The following is a 16,467-nucleotide window of genomic DNA, read 5'->3' as shown; positions in this document are numbered from 1 at the left end:
TGGCGATCATTTTATCCAGAGATTCGACTTCTTCAATCAAAGCGGATTCTCTACACTGGCGCGATGCCAGGAGAAACCATGCCGAACGCCAGCCCCAGCCCAGCCTCCACGCCCGCCATCCTGAGCCGGCCGGGCGCCGCCCATGCCGTGGTGGTGGGCGGCGGCACCATGGGCGCCGATGTCGCCGTGGTGCTGACCCGTGCGCTGTGCCGCACCACCGTCGTCGAACCCGATGCCGGGCGCGCCGGCGGATTGCCAGCACGCGTGCGCGCCAACCTCGCAGCGATCGGCCGCGAAGCCGGCGCGGAGCGGCTCACAGTGGCCGCGACGCTCGACGCCGTGGACTGGTCATCGGTCGACCTGGTGATCGAATGCATTCCCGAGCAACTGGCGCTGAAGCAGGCGCTCTTTGCCGAACTGGTGACGCGCGCGCGCCCGGACACGGTGCTGGCCAGCAACAGCTCCAGCTTCCCGATCAGCGCGATCGGCGCAGGACTCGCCACGCGTGCGCGCATGCTCGGCCTGCATTTCTTCATGCCGGCGCACCTGGTGCCGCTGGTGGAGGTGGTGATGGGCGATGCCAGCGAAGAAAGCTGCGCCGACGCGCTGGCTGCCTTCATGCGCCGCTGCGGCATGGTGGCCGTGAAGGTGCGCAAGGACCTGCCGGGCTTCCTCGCCAACCGGCTCCAGCATGCGCTGTCGCGCGAGGCCTTCAGCCTGATCGACCGCGGCATTGCCTCGCCCGAGGACGTCGATGCGGCGGTGCGCTTCGGCTTCGGCTTCCGCTTCCTGGCGGCGGGGCCGGTGCTGCAGCGCGACCACGCCGGCATCGACGTGCATGCCGCGGCCGGCGCCACCATGTACCCGACCTTCTGCAACGACGACCATCCCGCGCGCTGCCTGTCCGAGCGCGCCGCCGACGGCCGCCACGGCATGAAACGCGGCGAAGGCTTCTATGCGTGGACGCCTGACACGATCGCCGCCGAGCGCGCGCGCTATGACCACCTGCTGCGCGCCGGCCTGGCGCTGATTGCCCCCGAACTACCCGAGATCGAACCATGAACCCCACCCCATCCCAGGCTGGCCCGCAGCGCGCGGCGCTGGCCGATTCGCCGCTGATCGTCACCGTGGCGCCCAACGGCGCCTACAAGCGCGCCAGCGACCATCCCGCGGTGCCGCTGACCGCCGCGGCGCTGGCGGCGGAAGCGCGTGCCTGCCTCGATGCCGGCGCCGCCATGATGCACATGCACGTGCGCGACGCCGAGGGCCGCCATTCGCTTGATGTGCAGACCTACCGCGACGCCCTGGCGGCGGTCAGGCAGGCGGTGGGCGACGCGCTGCTGGTGCAGGTGACCAGCGAGGCCGCCGGCGTGTACCAGGCCGCCGAGCAGATGGCGATGGTGCGCGCGCTGCGCCCCGAGGCGGTCTCGGTCGGCCTGCGCGAGGTGGCGGTTCCCGAGATCGCGGACAGCGAGCTGGCGGCGTTCTTCGCCTGGCTGGCGCGCGAACGCGTGCTGACGCAGGTGATCCTGTACGACGCGGCCGACGTACGGCGCTGGCAGCGCATGCGCGAGCGCGGCATGGTGCCGCCGGGCGCGTGGTCGGTGCTGTATGTGCTGGGACGCTATTCGGCGGGACAGGTGTCGTCGCCGCACGACCTGCTGCCGTTCCTGCAGGCGGCCGAGGGCGGCGATGCGCTGCCGTGGGCCATCTGCGCGTTCGGGCGCGAGGAAAATGCCTGCGTCACCGCGGCGGCCGCGTTTGGCGGCCATGTGCGGGTGGGCTTCGAGAACAACCTGCTGTTGCGCGACGGCAGCCGTGCGCCCGGCAACCATGCGCTGGTGGCGCAGGCGGTGCAGGGCGGGCTGACGCTGGGGCGGCCGATCGCGGATGCGGCCGATGCGCGCCGCATCTACGGCGAGGTGCGCTGAGTCAGGCGGGCCGGGTCAGCCGCGTTGAGTCAGGTGCGCTGAGTCAGGCGCGCTGGCGCGGCACCATCAGGCGCCGTCGCTGAAGCTGTCGCGCGGGCCGTTGGGATTGTGGGCACCATCGGCGAACGGATTGCGCGCGCCGGTTGCGGTGTGCGCGCCGTCGGTAAAGCTGCTGCGCGTGCCGGTGGCGGCGTTGGCACCGTCGGTGAACGGGCTGCGCGAGCTGGTCACGCTGTGCGCGCCATCGCTGAACGGATCGACGCTGCGTGGCGCGGCTTGCGCGGCGCCGGCAACGCCGGCAATAAGGGCGGTGGCGACAAAGACTTGCCTGAGTGCATGCATGGATCGCTTCTCCGTAAGGTTGCCGGCCCGGGATGGGCGGCGGTGTGGCTAGTCTAGGAGGCGCCCACCCACACGAGCATGACCGCAACATGACATTGGCGTCATCCGGCGCGCCGTAGCCGGCACTGCATGCACGCCGCAGACGCTGCCGCCGGGCAAAGGCTGTAGAATCATGGCTGTCCGACCGGCCTGCGGTTCCATCGCCGGTTTTTCATTGCCCGCGGAAATGCAGCGGGCCTCTCACAAGAGTCATGTCCGAGTCTGATTCAGCCAAACTCGCTGCGGTGGCGTGGATCCGCGAGCAAATGGACCGTCATGCCCTGACCCTCGACGACCTCGTCGAGGCCGGATGCTTCGACTACGTTCCGGTTTCGTCCGCGGGCGCCGACGAACCTGCCCCAGCGGCGGTCCCCGCCGCGGCGCCGAAGGCCGCGGGCGCGCGTCCGCTGTACCGCAATGCCCTGGGGCAGAGCTGGGACGGGCAGGGCGAGTATCCTGACTGGCTGCAGCGGGCGGTCAACGCCGGGCAGTCGATCGAATTCTTCCGCGTCGATTAAGTCCCGCCTGAGCCGCGCGCTCAGCAGTGCGTGGGCAGCAGCCGCAAGACGGGCAGCATCGGCAGGATGCCGGTGAATGCCGCCGGCGTGGCCATCGGCGCCACATGCGCGCGGTGCACGAACACCTCGGCGGGAAGCTCGCGCAGCACGTTCGAAGCGGCGGGCGGCAAGGCGGTGTCAGCGGTGCTGTCCTGGGGCGCATCCGGCTCGCCCAGCTGCAATGGCGCGCCGTCGCCGGCCGGCTCGGCCATCACGCGCACGGCGCTGCCGCAACCTGCGTCGCCGTCCAGCGACGCTTCCGCCGCCAGCTTGGCCGCGACATGCCGGTCCGGCAGCGACAGGCCAGCCGCCTGCACCGCGCCGCACAGCGGGGTTGCCGCCGCGGCAGTGCCCGCAGCGGGCAGCGCAAGCAGGGCAAGAGACAGCAACAAGGAGCTAGACAGGCGTTTCATCGCAGCGAAACCGGCAGAATGGAAGACGATGCGCGCGAGTAGTCGCGCGCAGGGGAGGTGAGCGCGCATTCTACCGGTGTTTTGCCTGGCCATGCCGTGGCAACGCGCTGGCATGGCGATGACATTTCTGCAATCTTTACCCATTTGCCGCCATCCTCGGCTAGCGTTACGCCATGGCGGCACTGGGCCGCCGGAAAGTGACTGAATCATGCGTATCCTGATTGTCGAGGACGAACCCAAGGCGGGCGACTACCTGCACAAGGGGCTGACCGAATCCGGCTTCGTGGTGGACCTGGCGCGCGACGGCGCGGACGGCCTGGCCCACGCGCGCGAGCATCCCTATGACCTGATCGTGCTGGACGTGATGCTGCCTGGCCTGGATGGCTGGGAGGTGCTGCGCGAACTGCGCCGCGAGCGCGACACGCCGGTGCTGTTCCTGACCGCGCGCGATGAATTGTCGGACCGCCTCAAGGGCCTGGAGCTCGGCGCCGACGACTACATGGTCAAGCCCTTCGCCTTTGCCGAGCTGGTGCTGCGCATCCGCACCATCCTGCGCCGCGGGCCGCTGCGCGAGAGCGAGTTCATCGAAGTGGCCGACCTGCAGATCGATGCCATCCGCCGCCGCGTGGTGCGCGCCGGCCAGAAGATCGACCTGACCTCGAAGGAGTTCGCGCTGCTGTACCTGCTGGCGCGCCGGCGCGGTGAAGTGCTGTCGCGCTCGCTGATCGCCTCGCAGGTGTGGGACGTCAATTTCGACAGCAACACCAATGTGGTCGACGTGTCGATCCGGCGCCTGCGCGCCAAGGTCGACGACCCGTTCCCGCGCAAGCTGATTCATACGCGCCGCGGCATGGGCTATGTGCTGGACGACGGCGATGAGCGGGTGCACGACGCATGATGCGGCTGCCGTCTTCGCTCACCACGCGGCTGGCGCTGGCGTACGGGCTGGCCACCGCGGCGATCCTGGCCAGCGTGGCGGCGTACCTGTCGAGCGCGCTGTCGGCCCAGCTCGAAGGACGCGATGAAAGCGAGCTGGTGGGCGAGGTGCTGCTGGTGCGCCACCTGCTGCGCGAGGTGCGCAGCGAAGCCGAGATCCGTGCCGATACCCACCGCTTTGCCGATATCGCGATGGGCCACGAGGGCCTGATCCTGGTGGTGCGCACGCGCCAGGGCGAGCCGCTGGTCACGCTGAACCCGCGCAACGAGACCGTGCCGCCGCTGCGCGTGCTGCCGGCCACCACGCAGCCCGAGAAAAGCATGCTGCAGACCTGGCGCCCCAGGAACGGCGTGCCCTCGCGCGGCATTGCCGCGCTCGGCCAGCTGGGCGACTCGGACAAGGCCGTGGAAATCGTGGTGCTGCGCGATGCCGGCTATCGCGTCGCGCTGATCCGCGACTATCGCCACCAGCTGCTGTGGGCCACGCTGTGCGGGGCCGCGGTGGCGGCCGGGCTGGGCTTTGCGCTGGCGCGGCGCGCGCTGCGGCCGCTGCGGCGCATGGCCGCCGACGCCGCCGCGGTGACCACCAGCCGCCTGGCCACGCGGCTCGATGTCGGCAGCGCGCCGGCGGAGCTGCGCGAGCTGGCGGCCGCGCTCAACGACATGCTGGCGCGGCTGCAGGACAGCTTTTCAAGGCTGTCCGAGTTCTCGGCCGACCTGGCCCACGACTTCCGCACGCCGATCAGCAACCTGATCGGCCAGACCCAGGTCACGCTGGCGCAAAGCCGCAATACCGCCGAGTATGAGGCGCTGCTCGAGTCCAACCTGGAGGAATACGAGCGCCTGGCCCGCATGATCGAGAACATGCTGTTCCTGGCGCGTGCCGACCACGCGCAGGTGGCGCTGGACGTGCGCACGCTCGACGCGCGTGAAGAACTCGACAAGATGGCCGAGTACTTCGAAGCGGTGGCGGCGGACCGCGACGTCGCGCTGACGGTCTCCGGCTCCGCCCCGGTGCAGGCCGACCAGACGCTGCTGCGGCGCGCGGTGACCAACCTGCTCGACAACGCGTTGCGCCATGCGCCGGCGGGCAGCACGGTGCGGGTCGACGTGGCGCGCGTGGCCGCCGCGTCCGGCACCGGCACCGGCGCCGGCACCGGCATCCGCGTCAGCAACGCGGGCCCGGCGATTCCGCCGGAGACGCTGCCGCACATCTTCGGCCGCTTCTACCGTGCCGATCCGTCGCGGCGCAACTCTGCGGCATCGACCGGGCTGGGGCTGGCCATCGTCGACACCATCATGCGGCTGCATGGCGGCAGCGTGACGGTGCGCAGCGCTGACGGACTGACCGTGTTCACGCTGCAGTTCCCGGCCGAGCCGATGCCGGTGCCGGCGGCCGCCACCCCCGCCGCCGTGTCCTGAAGCCGTCCTTGCACTGGCCCCGCGCGCGCGCATAATGGCGCGCGTACCGGGCGCGTACCGGGCGCGTACCGGGCGCGTCCGGCGCCGGAGCGCCCGGCGGTTCGAGGTCATGCAACCCGATGGACAACCAGGAGAGCAACATGCAGGTGCAACCCTATCTGGATTTCGGCGGCCGCTTCGACGAGGCGGTGGCCTTTTACGGCAAGGTGCTGGGTGCGCAGGTCACGTTTGCGATGCGCTACAAGGAAGCGCCGCCGGACCAGGGCATGGCGGTGCCCGATGACTGGAAAGACAAGGTGATGCACGCCAACCTCCAGATTGGCGAGAACCAGGTGATGGCCTCCGATGGCCGTCCCGGAGAGCGCCCGGCCTTCAGCGGCTTCAGCCTGTCGGTCGGCGGGGTCAGCCGCGACGAGGGCCGGCGCATCTTCGAAGGCCTGAGCGAGGGCGGCCAGGTGGTGGTGCCGTACCAGAAGACCTTCTGGGCCGAAGGCTTCGGCATGCTGGTGGACCGCTTCGGCATGTCGTGGATGGTCAACTGCGAGCACTAGCGGCCCGCGGTGGCCCAGGCGGCCTCTGCGGCATCAAGCCCCGGGCCGCTTGACTCTGTAGCCACTACAGGGTCTTCAATGTCATCAGGTCAAACCAGCGGGAACAACAAGACATGGCTCGCACGTCATCTGAAGACGCTCTTCCACACGATCACGCCGCAAAGCACGGGGCGCATGGCGACAGCCATGCGCACGACCACGCGCATCACGGTCACGATCACCACGGTCACGATCATCACCACGCCCACGCCCCGGAACCGGCGCCGGCCGCATGTTGCGGCGGCGGGTGCGCGTCCACCGTCGCGCTGACGCCGGCGGCACCGGTCGAGGTCCCGGCCGGCGCCAGCACCGCGGCGTGGCGCATCGACGCCATGGATTGCCCCACCGAAGAAACGCTGATCCGCAACAAGCTGGGCGGCATGGCCGGCATCGCCGCGCTGGAATTCAACCTGATCCAGCGCGTGCTGACGGTGCACCATACGCTGCCGTCGGCCGAGCCGGTGGCAAAGGCCATCGAAAGCCTGGGCATGCGGCCGGTTCCGCTCAGCGCCGAAGCCGCGCAGCAAGTCTTGCCCGAAACGACCGCGCGCAAGCCGTGGTGGCCGCTGGCGCTGGCCGGCGTGGCCGCGCTGGGGGCCGAGGCGACGGAATGGCTGGGCCTGGGGCTGCCGTGGCTGCCGGCGCTGCTGGCACTGGCCGCGGTGGCGCTGGGCGGGCTGACCACCTACCGCAAGGGCTGGATCGCGCTGCGCAACGGCAACCTGAACATCAACGCGCTGATGAGCATCGCCGTGACCGGCGCGCTGCTGCTGCGCCAGTGGCCCGAAGCGGCGATGGTGATGGTGCTGTTCGCGCTGGCCGAGCGCATCGAGGCGGCGTCGCTGGACCGGGCGCGCAATGCCATCCGCGGCCTGATGGCGATGGCGCCCGAGCAGGCCACTGTGCGCCGCGCCGATGGCAGCTGGCAGACCGTGCCGGCCGCCGGCGTCGCCGTCGGCACGCTGGTGCGCCTGCGCCCGGGCGAGCGCGTGGCGCTCGACGGCAAGGTCGTGCGCGGCCAGTCGGCGCTGGACCAGGCGCCCATCACCGGCGAAAGCGTGCCGGTCGACAAGGCCGAGGGCGATGCGCTCTACGCGGGCTCGATCAACCAGTCCGGCGAGCTCGAGTACACCGTGACCGCGCCCGCCAGCGACTCGACGCTGGCGCGCATCATCCACGCCGTCGAGGCCGCGCAGGGCAGCCGTGCGCCCACGCAGCGCTTTGTCGACCAGTTCGCGCGCATCTACACGCCCACGGTGTTCGCGATCGCGCTGGCGGTCGCGGTGGTGCCGCCGCTGGTGGCCGGCGGCGGCTGGGTGGACTGGATCTACAAGGCGCTGGTGCTGCTGGTGATTGCCTGCCCGTGCGCGCTGGTGATCTCTACCCCCGTCACCATCGTCAGCGGGCTGGCCGCGGCCGCGCGGCGCGGCATCCTGGTCAAGGGCGGGGTCTACCTGGAGCAGGGCCGCGAGCTGGCCTGGGTGGCGCTGGACAAGACCGGCACCATCACGCACGGCAAGCCCGCGCAGACCGACCATGCGCTGCTGGCCGACGATGTCCCGCAGGCGCGCGCCATTGCCGTCAGCCTGGCGGCGCGCTCGGACCATCCGGTGTCGCGCGCGGTGGCCACGGCGGCGCAGGCAGACGGCATCGCCACGCTGCCGGTGGAGGCGTTCGAGGCGCTGCCGGGGCGCGGTACGCGCGGCACGGTGCAGGGCGTCGAATACCAGCTCGGCAACCACCGGCTGGTGCACGAACTGGGCGCGTGCTCGCCGGCGCTGGAAGCGCGGCTGGAAGCGCTGGAGCGCGCCGGCAAGACCGTGGTGCTGCTGGCGCGGGTGGATGGCCAGGGCGCGGCCACGGCGCTGGCGCTGTTCGCGGTGGCCGATACCGTGCGCGACACCAGCCGGCAGGCGATTGCCGAGCTGCATGCGCTGGGCGTCAAGACGCTGATGCTGTCCGGCGATAACCCGCACACGGCACAGGCGATCGCGGCGCAGGTCGGCATCGACGAAGCGCGCGGCAACCAGTTGCCGCAGGACAAGGCCGATGCCATCGCCGCGCTGGCCGACGCGGCCCATGCCCGCGGCGGCCGCATCGGCATGGTCGGCGACGGCATCAACGACGCCCCGGCGCTGGCGCGCGCCGATGTCGGCTTCGCCATGGGCGCCGCCGGCACCGACACCGCCATCGAAACCGCCGACGTGGCGCTGATGGACGACGACCTGCGCAAGATCCCGGCCTTCGTCCGGCTGTCGCGCCGCACCGCGAGCATCCTCAGGCAGAACATCGCGCTGGCGCTGGGCATCAAGGCCGTGTTCCTGGTGCTGACGGTGCTGGGGATGGGGACGATGTGGATGGCGGTGTTCGCCGATATGGGGGCGAGCTTGCTGGTGGTGTTCAATGGGTTGCGGGTGGGGGCGCGGCGCGGGGGGTAGGCTACCGAGTCATAAAAACCCGCTCGGTTTGCTCCCCTCTCCCGCTTGCGGGAGAGGGGCAGGGGGTGAGGGCAGGCGCTGGCATACCACAGGTCTCAACTTCGTGGATACGCCCGGCCCTCACCCCAACCCTCTCCCGCAAGCGGGAGAGGGAGCACGCAATCGGTATTCGGGTCGATGCGTCAGCCCAACTGCGGCTGCACAATCAACTCCCCGCTCCGCCCCGGAATCTCCCCCCACGTCACCGGCAGCCGCGGCAGCGCCGCGCAATCCAGCCCGCGATACCACGCCCCCATCGACACCAGCTCGTGCCCCTGCGCACGCCATCCCGCCAGCAGCCGTTCGAACACCGGTGCCAGCTTGCCGCCTTCCAGCTCGGCATGCAGCGTGAACACATGGTCGCGCGTGCCTTCGGTCAGCTTCAGCAGGGCCGTGTGGACGTTGTCCTCGGTCAGGCCGTCGGTGCCGATCAGCTCGTCCAGCGTCGGCAGCGTGGTCGGCATCTGCACATGCCGGCAGGGCACGCCGCCGATGGTGGGGATATAGGGCGCGCTGCCGCGGCCGTCTGACGCGTAGGCCATGCCCCAGATATCGATCTGGCGGAAGGCGGCCTCGTTCATCTGCCAGCCGGCCGCGCCGTGCGTGGCCGGGGGCTCGCCGAAGATCTCGCGAAAGCGCGCGAAGGCGCGCTGCATCTGGTCGCGGGTCCACGCGGTATCGCGCGCGCGCACGTTGTCCTGCCAGTAGACGTGGTCCCAGGTATGGATGCCGCATTCGTGCCCGGCGGCGCGCGCCGCGCGCATCTCGGCGGCGCCCTTGCGGCCGATGTCCGGGCCGGGCAGCAGCACGCCGTACATCAGCGTGCGCAGGCCGTAGTTCGACACCACCGAGGTGCGCGATACCTTCTGCAGGAAGCCGCGGCGGAACACCCGCCGCAGCGCCCAGCCGGTATGGTCCGGACCCAGGCTGAACAGGAAGGTGGCCTGCGCCTGCGCGGCCGCCAGCATCGACAGCAGCCGGGGCACGCCCTGGCGCGTGCCGCGCAGCGTGTCGACGTCAACCTTCAGGGCAATGCGTGCCATGTGCGATATGCGCTCAGTTGCCGGAATCGACCAGCGTGCGGGCCTCGACCACCTTGCCCCGGTACGCCTCGAAGATGCGGCGCAGCGCCGCTTCCATCGTGATCTCGGGCTTCCAGCCCAGTTCCTCGATGGTGTTGTCGATCTTCGGCACGCGGTGCTGCACGTCCTGGTAGCCCTTGCCGTAGAACTCGCCCGACGAGGTCTCGACGATCTGCGTCTTGCGCGCTTGCTGCGCGTATTCCGGGTAGTCGGCGGCCATCGTCAGCATCATCTCGGCGAGCTCGCGCACCGAGTGGATATTGCCCGGGTTGCCGATGTTGTAGATCTTGCCGCTGGCCACGCCGCCCGGATTCTCGATGATTCGCATCAGCGCGTTGATGCCGTCGGCGATGTCGGCGAAGGCCCGCTGCTGCGCGCCGCCGTCGACCAGCCGGATCGGTTCGCCGCGCACGATATGGCCGAGGAACTGCGTCACCACCCGCGACGAGCCTTCCTTCGATTCGAAGATCGAGTCCAGCCCCGCGCCGATCCAGTTGAACGGGCGGAACAGCGTGTAGTTCAACCCTTGCTCCATGCCGTAGGCGTGGATCACGCGGTCCATCAGCTGCTTGGAGCAGGCGTAGATCCAGCGCGGCTTGTTGATCGGGCCGTAGACCAGCGGCGAGGCCTCGGGGTCGAATTCTTCATCGCTGCACATGCCGTAGACCTCGGAGGTCGACGGGAACACCAGGTGCTTGCGGTACTTGACCGCGGCGCGCACGATCGGCAGGTTGGCCTCGAAGTCCAGCTCGAACACGCGCAGCGGCTGGCGCACGTAGGTGGCCGGGGTTGCGATGGCGACCAGCGGCAGCACCGCGTCGCACTTGCGGATGTTGTACTCGATCCACTCCTTGTTGATGGTGATGTCGCCCTCAAAGAAGTGCATGCGCGGGTGGTCGACGAGGTCGCCCAGGCGGTCCGTGTTCATGTCCATGCCGTAGACCTCCCACGGCGTGGTTTCCAGGATACGGCGCGTCAGGTGGTGGCCGATGAAGCCGTTGACGCCGAGAATCAGGACCTTTTTCATCGGTTTCCCTCGTTGGACTGTTCGGGTTGGAGATGCCTGGCAAGCGCCTGCGGCGTGACGGCCGAGCCGTCCTGTGCCAGCAGCTGCGTGACGAGCACCAGGCCGCCGTCGCCGCACAGGCCGACCACATCGCCGTCGCGCACCTGCAGGCCGGTGGCCGCGCCGGCGGGCACCAGCGGTGCGGCGCCCGGCAACGGCCGGCGCGCCTGCGCCACGATGAAGCGCTGCCCGTTGATCTCGGTGAACGCGCCGGGGTAGGGCGGCGCGACCGCGCGGATCAGGTTGTAGACCTCGGCGGCGGGGCGGTTCCAGTCGATGCGGCCGTCCTCGGGCCTGCGCCCCGCGTAGTAGCTGCCTTCGGCCAGCCGGTTCGGGCTGCGGGGCGTTTGTCCCGCCATCATCGCCGGCAGCGCGCGCCACAGCGTCTGCTCCGCCGCCACGGTGACCTTGTCGAACACCTGGCCGGCGGTATCGTCGGGCAGGATCGGCACGGCGGTCTGGCCGACGATATCGCCGGCGTCCGGCTTGGCTTCCATCACGTGCAGCGTGGCGCCGGTCTCGGTCTCGCCGTGCAGCACTGCCCAGTTGACCGGCACGCGGCCGCGGTACTTCGGCAGCAGCGAGCCGTGCATGTTGAACGCGCCCGCCGGTGCCAGCGCCAGCACGCCGGCGGGGATCATGGCGCGATAGTAGAACGAGAAGATGACATCCGGCTGTGCGTCGCGCACGGCCTGTTCGATGGCGGGATCGGCCGGGTCCTCGCCGTAGACGAAGGGAATGCCCAGCTCGGTGGCGGTGTCCGCGACGCGGCGGAACCAGATGTTCTCGTCGGGCCGGTCGCGGTGGGTGATCACCAGCGCCACGTCCACGCCGCGCGCATGCAGCACGCGCAGGCAGCGGTCGCCGACATTGTGGTAGGCAAAGACAACCGCGCGCATCATGGCTCCACGCCGGTGCGGACCGGGGCGGCCTCGAGCACGGCCTTGATGCGGTAGCGCGGGCGATCGCGCACCTCCTGGTAGATGCGGCCGACGTATTCGCCCAGCAGGCCCACCCCGAACAGCAGGATGCCGATCAGGAAGAAGTTCATGGCGAACAGCGTGAACACGCCCTGCACTTCGGATCCCAGCAGGAAACGCCGCACCAGCAGCACCACGAACAGCACGCCGGACAGCAGCGACAGCATGGTGCCGATGGCCGAGAACCACTGCAGCGGCACGATCGAGAAGCCGGTGACCAGGTCGAAATTCAGGCGGATCAGCTGGTACAGCGAGTACTTCGATTCGCCCGCGTGGCGCTGCTCGTGGCCGACCTCGATCTCGACCGGGTTCGAGGCAAAGGTATACGCCAGCGCGGGGATGAAGGTGTTGACCTCGCGGCACGCGTTGATGGTGTCGATCACGCTGCGGTCATAGGCGCGCAGCATGCAGCCCTGGTCGGTCATGCGGATCTTGGTGATGCGCTCGCGCAGCCGGTTCATCGCGCGCGAGGCGTAGCGGCGGAACGCGGTGTCGTTGCGCTGGCGGCGGATGGTGCCGACGTAGTCGTGGCCGGCGCGCATGGTCTCGACCAGGCGCGGGATTTCCTCGGGGGGATTCTGCAGGTCCGCGTCCAGCGTGATCACGATCTTGCCGCGGGTGTGCTCGAAGCCAGCCAGGATCGCCATGTGCTGGCCGAAGTTGCCATTGAACAGCACCACCCGGGTCACGTCCGGGCGCTTGTGGAACTGCGCCGCCAGCAGCTGCGCCGAGCGGTCGACGCTGCCGTCGTTGATGAAGATGACCTCGTAGCTGTCACCGAGGCCATCCAGTGCCGGATAGAGGCGGTCGAACAGGGCTTGCAGCCCGTCTTCTTCGTTGTAGACCGGAATCACGACCGAGACTTGCACCGGGCTCATTGGGAAAGACGTTTGCATGTTTCGCTGAGGGTTGCGCAGACCCGCTCCACGTCAGAGGCTTGCATCGCCGGGAACAGCGGCAGCGTGACGATGCCGCGCCCGATGCGTTCGGCGTGCGGCAGCATGCCTTCGCGCCAGCCGAGCGAGCGGTAGTAGGTGAAAAGATGGACTGGCGGATAGTGCACGCCGGTGCCGATGCCGCGCTCGCGCATGGCTTCCATGAGCTTGTGGCGCGCCTGCGCCGGGCCGCCCTGCATGCGCGCGGTGGGCAGCACCACCTGGAACATGTGCCAGTTGGTGGTGGCCGCGTGCGGGTCCAGCGCCTGCGGCAATTCGATGCCGAGGGCCTGCAGGCCGCTGTCGGCGGCGCAGCGGAAGTAGGTGTCCGCCAGTTCGGCGCGGCGCGCGGTGATGGCGTCGAGTCGCTCCAGCTGGGCCAGGCCGACCGCGGCGTTGACGTCGGTCAGGTTGAACTTGCCGCCGGGCTCTTCGACATCCATGCCGTCCATGCCGGTGCGGATCACGCCCTGCAGCCGCAGGCGCTCGGCGCGCACGGCCTCTTCGGGCGTGTTCATCACCAGGCAGCCGCCTTCGATGGTGGTGATGTTCTTGTTGGCCTGGAAGCTGAAGCTGACCAGGTCGCCGAAGGCGCCGATGCGCCGGCCGCGCCAGCGCGAGTCGATCGCCTGGGCCGCGTCTTCGATCACGCGCAGGTTGTGCTTCGCGGCAATGGCGTACAGGCGCTCCATGTCGACCGGCAGGCCGGACAGGTAAACCGGCATGATGGCGCGCGTGCGCGGCGTGATGGCGGCCTCGACCGCGTCGAGGTCGAGGTTGCGCGTGCGCGGGTCGATGTCGACGAACACCGGCTTCGCGCCCACGGCCACCACCACGTTGGCGGTGGCGACCCACGTGATCGGCGTGGTGATGACCTCGTCGCCGGGACAGATGCCGGCGATGCGCAGCGCGATCTCCATGGTCGCCGAGCCGTTGGCGAAGGTGCGCACCGGGCGCCCGCCGAACAGGTCCGACAGCGCGGCCTCGAAGGCCTGCATCTTCGGTCCGGAGGTGATCCAGCCCGAGGCCAGCACCTTGCCGACTTCGGCAATGGCGGCGGCGTCGATCTCGGGCCGCACAAACGGCAGGAAGGGGGGAGCGGATGCGGTCATGGCAGGCGAAAGAGGCAGCGGCGGTCAGGCCTGGCGAAGGCGCGGGCAGCCTTCAGGAGCGGGCGATCAGAAAGACGCCCGCCAGTATCAGCAGGATGCCGGCGACGCGCAAGGGGCCGATGATCTCGCCGAACAGCCACCAGGCCGCGAGCGCATTGACCACGTAACCCAGCGACAGCATCGGATAGGCGATCGACACATCGACGCGCGACAGGCCCACGATCCAGACGCCCACGCTGACCACGTACAGCGTGAGGCCGGCCAGCACCGGCCATTGTGTCAGCACGCGCAGCGCAGTGACCAGCAGCGTGCCGCGATCCAGCGTGATGGCGCCGACGGCGTTGACGCCGGCCTTGAGCAACAGCTGCGCCGCCGCATTGAGCAGCACGCCGGTCAGGATGAAAGCAAAGGTGGAAAGCGTCATGGCAAGGCGGTTGGCGGATTACTGTGCTTGCGTCTGTACGGGCTGTGCAGGCTGTGCGGGCAGGGCGAAATTGGCCACGGCCACGCGCCGGCGGTCGCCGGCGATCTTGTGCATCGGCACGCCGCGCGCGGACAGCGCGTCGTAGGTTTGCGGCGCCATGATCGCCACCGCGCGCTGGCCGTCCTGCCAGCGCACAATGAACTGGTCGAGGCTCGGAATCCACTTCTGCGGCTCCTGCCTGACGCCGAACTCGAGTTCGTCGGGATGCTCGACCAGGATCGTGGTGCGGCGCAGGTAGAACGGCAGCGTGTGGTCCAGCATCCGCACGCTGTACAGCGGCATGTCCGGCTTCAGCACGGCGCCGATCGCGGGCGCCAGGTCCGCGCCGGAACTGGGCCGGCCCATGACCTCGTGGGCCCGCAGTCCCACCGTGGCGCACAGGAACATCGCCACGGCATAGGCAACCACGCTGGCGAACACCCCGCGCGTGCGCAGCAGCCGGCGTGCCAGCAGCGCGCCGCCCAGCATCACGGCAAAGGCGATGGCGAGCCATTCGGCGAAATCACGATACACCGCATTGGGCGTGCCCGGTTTTTCCATCATGCCGACGAACGGGATCGCGATCAGCCCGATCGCGCCGAGCGCGATCATGGCATCGACCTGCCAGCGCCACGCGCGTTCCGTGGTGGTATCCAGCGCCACGCCGGCGAGCAGCGCCAGCGCCGGGAAGATCGGCACGATATAGCCCGGCAGCTTGGAACCTGACAGGCTGAAGAAGACAAAGATCGCCACCGCCCACAGTGCGGCCAGCAGCGCCGGCTGGAACGGGCGCGGGGCGTTGCCGCGCGCCACGCCGGCGCGCTCGCGCACCGCCTGCCACATCTGCGGCACCAGGCCCAGCCACGGCAGGAAACCGGCCAGCAGCAGCGGCACGAAGAACCAGAGCGAGCCCTCGCGGTGGTGCACGTTGGAGGTGTAGCGCTGCCAGTGCTCGTGGATAAAGAAGAAGCGCAGGAACTCAGGGTTGCGTTCGGCCATCAGCCAGAACCACGGCACCGTGACCGCCAGCAGCACCGCGATGCCGGCCGGCAGATGCAGGCGGCACCACAGCTTCCAGTCGCGCGTCGCCAGCGTGTAGACCACCAGCACCAGCCCGGGCAGGGCCAGCCCGACCAGTCCCTTGACCAGCACCGCCACGCCCATGGCGGCCCAGCAGGCCAGCATCCAGTTGCGCCGCGCCGCCGGCGTGGCCGCGGGATGCTGGGCCAGCAGCATGCAGGCCAGCACGCAGGCCATGGCGCCGGACAGCGTCATGTCGAGCGAATTGAAGTGCCCGGCGACATTCCACATCGGCGCCGACACCAGCACCAGCCCGGTCAGCACCGCCACGCGGCAGCCGTACCAGCGCGCCGCGGCCAGCATCGACACGCCGATGCCCAGCATGCCGGACAGCGCCACGCACAGGCGCGCCTGCCAGTCGCCGACCCCGAAGACGGTGTAGGCCAGCGCCGTCACCCACAGGTGGAAGGGCGGTTTTTCGAAATACTTGAGTTCGTGGTAGCGGATCGTGACCCAGTCGCCGGTGGCGACCATCTCGCGGGCAATCTCGGCGTAGCGGCCTTCATCGGAGCGCAGCAGGTGGCGCATGTCCAGGGTTCCGAACCAGACCAGCAGGATCAGCAGGCTGACCAGCATGACGGTGCTTGCGGTGGCTCCGATGGACGGCGCGGCAAGCCGCGGGGTCGATGAACTACGCATGGATCTCCTGGAAAAGCGCGGCGGACCAGGTCTCGGGCGACGCGCGTTGACGGCGAAGCCATCACAACGCAGAGCCGGGCCTGGCGGTGGACACCGGACGAGCATGTCGACGCGAGCGCACTGCAGGAACACCGTGACCGCCAGGCGCCTGGGACGCCACAACCGCTGGAATACGCGAGGCGCGCAATGGTAGCACGGCGGCCAAGTCACTCCGGCCGATGGCAGAAGGGCTCACAGCGCCAGTTCTGCGAGGGATGAGGTGTATAAGGCATATGCAGCCAGGTGAACCGTCGATGGCTCGCGCCCTCCGTCGCCGGGATGTCCGTTAGACCGCCGAAGGCGTGAAATGACCAGTTACATGCGCAACAAAAACGCGATAATTCCGATGTCGGTCAGTGGACGG

The 16,467-nt window shown here is 69.5% G+C and carries 17 protein-coding genes; 7 read left to right on the top strand and 10 right to left on the bottom strand.

The features are described 5' to 3' along the window. Window positions 1-78 precede the first annotated feature (78 nt). Together CBM2594_RS21695 and CBM2594_RS21690 are read left to right on the top strand one after the other, a co-directional pair. The gene (locus CBM2594_RS21695; protein WP_116358827.1) at window positions 79-1,062 is read left to right on the top strand and encodes a 3-hydroxyacyl-CoA dehydrogenase family protein; all 984 of its coding nucleotides are present in this window, start codon (window positions 79-81) and stop codon (window positions 1,060-1,062) included. Then, the gene (locus tag CBM2594_RS21690) at window positions 1,059-1,931 is read left to right on the top strand and encodes a 3-keto-5-aminohexanoate cleavage protein (RefSeq protein WP_116358826.1); all 873 of its coding nucleotides are present in this window, start codon (window positions 1,059-1,061) and stop codon (window positions 1,929-1,931) included. Before CBM2594_RS21695 ends, CBM2594_RS21690 begins: the two co-directional genes overlap by 4 nt. 66 nt (window positions 1,932-1,997) lie before the next feature. Here CBM2594_RS21690 and CBM2594_RS21685 read toward each other — a convergent pair whose 3' ends face one another. Next, a complete protein-coding gene (locus CBM2594_RS21685) occupies window positions 1,998-2,273 on the bottom strand; it encodes a hydroxyquinol 1,2-dioxygenase (protein ID WP_116358825.1) in 276 nt (91 codons plus the stop codon). A 251-nt stretch (window positions 2,274-2,524) separates the two neighbouring features. Between CBM2594_RS21685 and CBM2594_RS21680 the strand changes: the two genes are divergently transcribed. After that, window positions 2,525-2,830: an H-NS family nucleoid-associated regulatory protein gene (locus tag CBM2594_RS21680; RefSeq protein ID WP_116358824.1), complete on the top strand. Its 306-nt coding sequence runs from the start codon at window positions 2,525-2,527 to the stop codon at window positions 2,828-2,830. Between the two features lie 20 nt (window positions 2,831-2,850). On the opposite strand, the gene CBM2594_RS21675 is transcribed toward CBM2594_RS21680, so the two are convergent. Next, on the bottom strand, window positions 2,851-3,282 hold the full coding sequence (locus CBM2594_RS21675; protein WP_116358823.1) for a hypothetical protein: 432 nt from the start codon (window positions 3,280-3,282) through the stop codon (window positions 2,851-2,853). A gap of 208 nt (window positions 3,283-3,490) precedes the next feature. Here CBM2594_RS21675 and CBM2594_RS21670 point away from each other — a divergent pair, with 208 nt between their 5' ends. From CBM2594_RS21670 to CBM2594_RS21660, 3 genes are all read left to right on the top strand, one after another. Then, entirely contained in the window at window positions 3,491-4,180 is a 690-nt protein-coding gene (locus tag CBM2594_RS21670) for a heavy metal response regulator transcription factor (protein WP_116358822.1), read from the top strand. Further along, window positions 4,177-5,640 carry a heavy metal sensor histidine kinase gene (locus tag CBM2594_RS21665; protein WP_116358821.1) on the top strand — a complete coding sequence of 488 codons (1,464 nt, stop codon included), beginning with the start codon at window positions 4,177-4,179 and terminating at the stop codon, window positions 5,638-5,640. Before CBM2594_RS21670 ends, CBM2594_RS21665 begins: the two co-directional genes overlap by 4 nt. A 140-nt stretch (window positions 5,641-5,780) precedes the next feature. Beyond that, a complete protein-coding gene (locus tag CBM2594_RS21660) occupies window positions 5,781-6,191 on the top strand; it encodes a VOC family protein (RefSeq protein ID WP_116359719.1) in 411 nt (136 codons plus the stop codon). Window positions 6,192-6,426: 235 nt separating this feature from the next. On the opposite strand, the gene CBM2594_RS26905 is transcribed toward CBM2594_RS21660, so the two are convergent. Then, entirely contained in the window at window positions 6,427-6,564 is a 138-nt protein-coding gene (locus CBM2594_RS26905) for a hypothetical protein (protein ID WP_232346779.1), read from the bottom strand. On the opposite strand from CBM2594_RS26905, the gene CBM2594_RS21655 reads away from it, so the two are divergent. Further along, window positions 6,563-8,668: a heavy metal translocating P-type ATPase gene (locus tag CBM2594_RS21655; protein ID WP_345775027.1), complete on the top strand. Its 2,106-nt coding sequence runs from the start codon at window positions 6,563-6,565 to the stop codon at window positions 8,666-8,668. The genes CBM2594_RS26905 and CBM2594_RS21655 overlap by 2 nt on opposite strands. A gap of 182 nt (window positions 8,669-8,850) precedes the next feature. On the opposite strand, the gene CBM2594_RS21650 is transcribed toward CBM2594_RS21655, so the two are convergent. From CBM2594_RS21650 to CBM2594_RS21620, 7 genes are read right to left on the bottom strand one after another with little or no spacing between them, the layout of a single operon-like run. After that, window positions 8,851-9,750 carry a polysaccharide deacetylase family protein gene (locus tag CBM2594_RS21650; protein ID WP_116358819.1) on the bottom strand — a complete coding sequence of 300 codons (900 nt, stop codon included), beginning with the start codon at window positions 9,748-9,750 and terminating at the stop codon, window positions 8,851-8,853. Between the two features lie 13 nt (window positions 9,751-9,763). Continuing rightward, on the bottom strand, window positions 9,764-10,816 hold the full coding sequence (locus CBM2594_RS21645) for a bifunctional UDP-4-keto-pentose/UDP-xylose synthase (RefSeq protein ID WP_116358818.1): 1,053 nt from the start codon (window positions 10,814-10,816) through the stop codon (window positions 9,764-9,766). Beyond that, on the bottom strand, window positions 10,813-11,754 hold the full coding sequence (locus CBM2594_RS21640; protein WP_116358817.1) for a formyltransferase: 942 nt from the start codon (window positions 11,752-11,754) through the stop codon (window positions 10,813-10,815). The genes CBM2594_RS21645 and CBM2594_RS21640 overlap by 4 nt, the downstream gene beginning before the upstream one ends. Next, window positions 11,754-12,713, bottom strand: a complete 960-nt coding sequence (locus tag CBM2594_RS21635; RefSeq protein WP_373457605.1) for a glycosyltransferase — start codon at window positions 12,711-12,713, stop codon at window positions 11,754-11,756. The genes CBM2594_RS21640 and CBM2594_RS21635 overlap by 1 nt, the downstream gene beginning before the upstream one ends. Then, window positions 12,710-13,882, bottom strand: coding sequence for a DegT/DnrJ/EryC1/StrS family aminotransferase (locus tag CBM2594_RS21630; protein ID WP_116358815.1), 1,173 nt, complete (start codon window positions 13,880-13,882; stop codon window positions 12,710-12,712). The genes CBM2594_RS21635 and CBM2594_RS21630 overlap by 4 nt, the downstream gene beginning before the upstream one ends. A gap of 52 nt (window positions 13,883-13,934) precedes the next feature. Further along, a complete protein-coding gene (locus CBM2594_RS21625; protein ID WP_012356262.1) occupies window positions 13,935-14,306 on the bottom strand; it encodes an EamA family transporter in 372 nt (123 codons plus the stop codon). A gap of 18 nt (window positions 14,307-14,324) precedes the next feature. Continuing rightward, a complete protein-coding gene (locus tag CBM2594_RS21620) occupies window positions 14,325-16,064 on the bottom strand; it encodes a glycosyltransferase family 39 protein (protein ID WP_116358814.1) in 1,740 nt (579 codons plus the stop codon). Window positions 16,065-16,467 lie beyond the last annotated feature (403 nt).

The organism is Cupriavidus taiwanensis (assembly GCF_900249755.1).
In the GTDB taxonomy this organism is placed as follows: Bacteria; Pseudomonadota; Gammaproteobacteria; order Burkholderiales; family Burkholderiaceae; genus Cupriavidus; species Cupriavidus taiwanensis_D.
This window is presented reverse-complemented; position numbering and strand designations above follow the sequence as displayed.

Bases quoted from the DNA above. Each gene is read 5' to 3' on its own strand.
- CBM2594_RS21630 (WP_116358815.1), bottom strand. From the start codon at position 13,882: ATGACCGCATCCGCTCCCCCCTTCCTGCCGTTTGTGCGGCCCGAGATC.
- CBM2594_RS21660 (WP_116359719.1), top strand. From the start codon at position 5,781: ATGCAGGTGCAACCCTATCTGGATTTCGGCGGCCGCTTCGACGAGGCG.
- CBM2594_RS21680 (WP_116358824.1), top strand. From the start codon at position 2,525: ATGTCCGAGTCTGATTCAGCCAAACTCGCTGCGGTGGCGTGGATCCGC.
- CBM2594_RS21620 (WP_116358814.1), bottom strand. From the start codon at position 16,064: ATGCGTAGTTCATCGACCCCGCGGCTTGCCGCGCCGTCCATCGGAGCC.
- CBM2594_RS21625 (WP_012356262.1), bottom strand. From the start codon at position 14,306: ATGACGCTTTCCACCTTTGCTTTCATCCTGACCGGCGTGCTGCTCAAT.
- CBM2594_RS21685 (WP_116358825.1), bottom strand. From the start codon at position 2,273: ATGCATGCACTCAGGCAAGTCTTTGTCGCCACCGCCCTTATTGCCGGC.
- CBM2594_RS21695 (WP_116358827.1), top strand. From the start codon at position 79: ATGCCGAACGCCAGCCCCAGCCCAGCCTCCACGCCCGCCATCCTGAGC.
- CBM2594_RS21670 (WP_116358822.1), top strand. From the start codon at position 3,491: ATGCGTATCCTGATTGTCGAGGACGAACCCAAGGCGGGCGACTACCTG.
- CBM2594_RS26905 (WP_232346779.1), bottom strand. From the start codon at position 6,564: ATGGCGTCGATGCGCCACGCCGCGGTGCTGGCGCCGGCCGGGACCTCG.
- CBM2594_RS21665 (WP_116358821.1), top strand. From the start codon at position 4,177: ATGATGCGGCTGCCGTCTTCGCTCACCACGCGGCTGGCGCTGGCGTAC.
- CBM2594_RS21675 (WP_116358823.1), bottom strand. From the start codon at position 3,282: ATGAAACGCCTGTCTAGCTCCTTGTTGCTGTCTCTTGCCCTGCTTGCG.
- CBM2594_RS21635 (WP_373457605.1), bottom strand. From the start codon at position 12,713: ATGAGCCCGGTGCAAGTCTCGGTCGTGATTCCGGTCTACAACGAAGAA.
- CBM2594_RS21690 (WP_116358826.1), top strand. From the start codon at position 1,059: ATGAACCCCACCCCATCCCAGGCTGGCCCGCAGCGCGCGGCGCTGGCC.
- CBM2594_RS21640 (WP_116358817.1), bottom strand. From the start codon at position 11,754: ATGCGCGCGGTTGTCTTTGCCTACCACAATGTCGGCGACCGCTGCCTG.
- CBM2594_RS21650 (WP_116358819.1), bottom strand. From the start codon at position 9,750: ATGGCACGCATTGCCCTGAAGGTTGACGTCGACACGCTGCGCGGCACG.
- CBM2594_RS21655 (WP_345775027.1), top strand. From the start codon at position 6,563: ATGGATTGCCCCACCGAAGAAACGCTGATCCGCAACAAGCTGGGCGGC.
- CBM2594_RS21645 (WP_116358818.1), bottom strand. From the start codon at position 10,816: ATGAAAAAGGTCCTGATTCTCGGCGTCAACGGCTTCATCGGCCACCAC.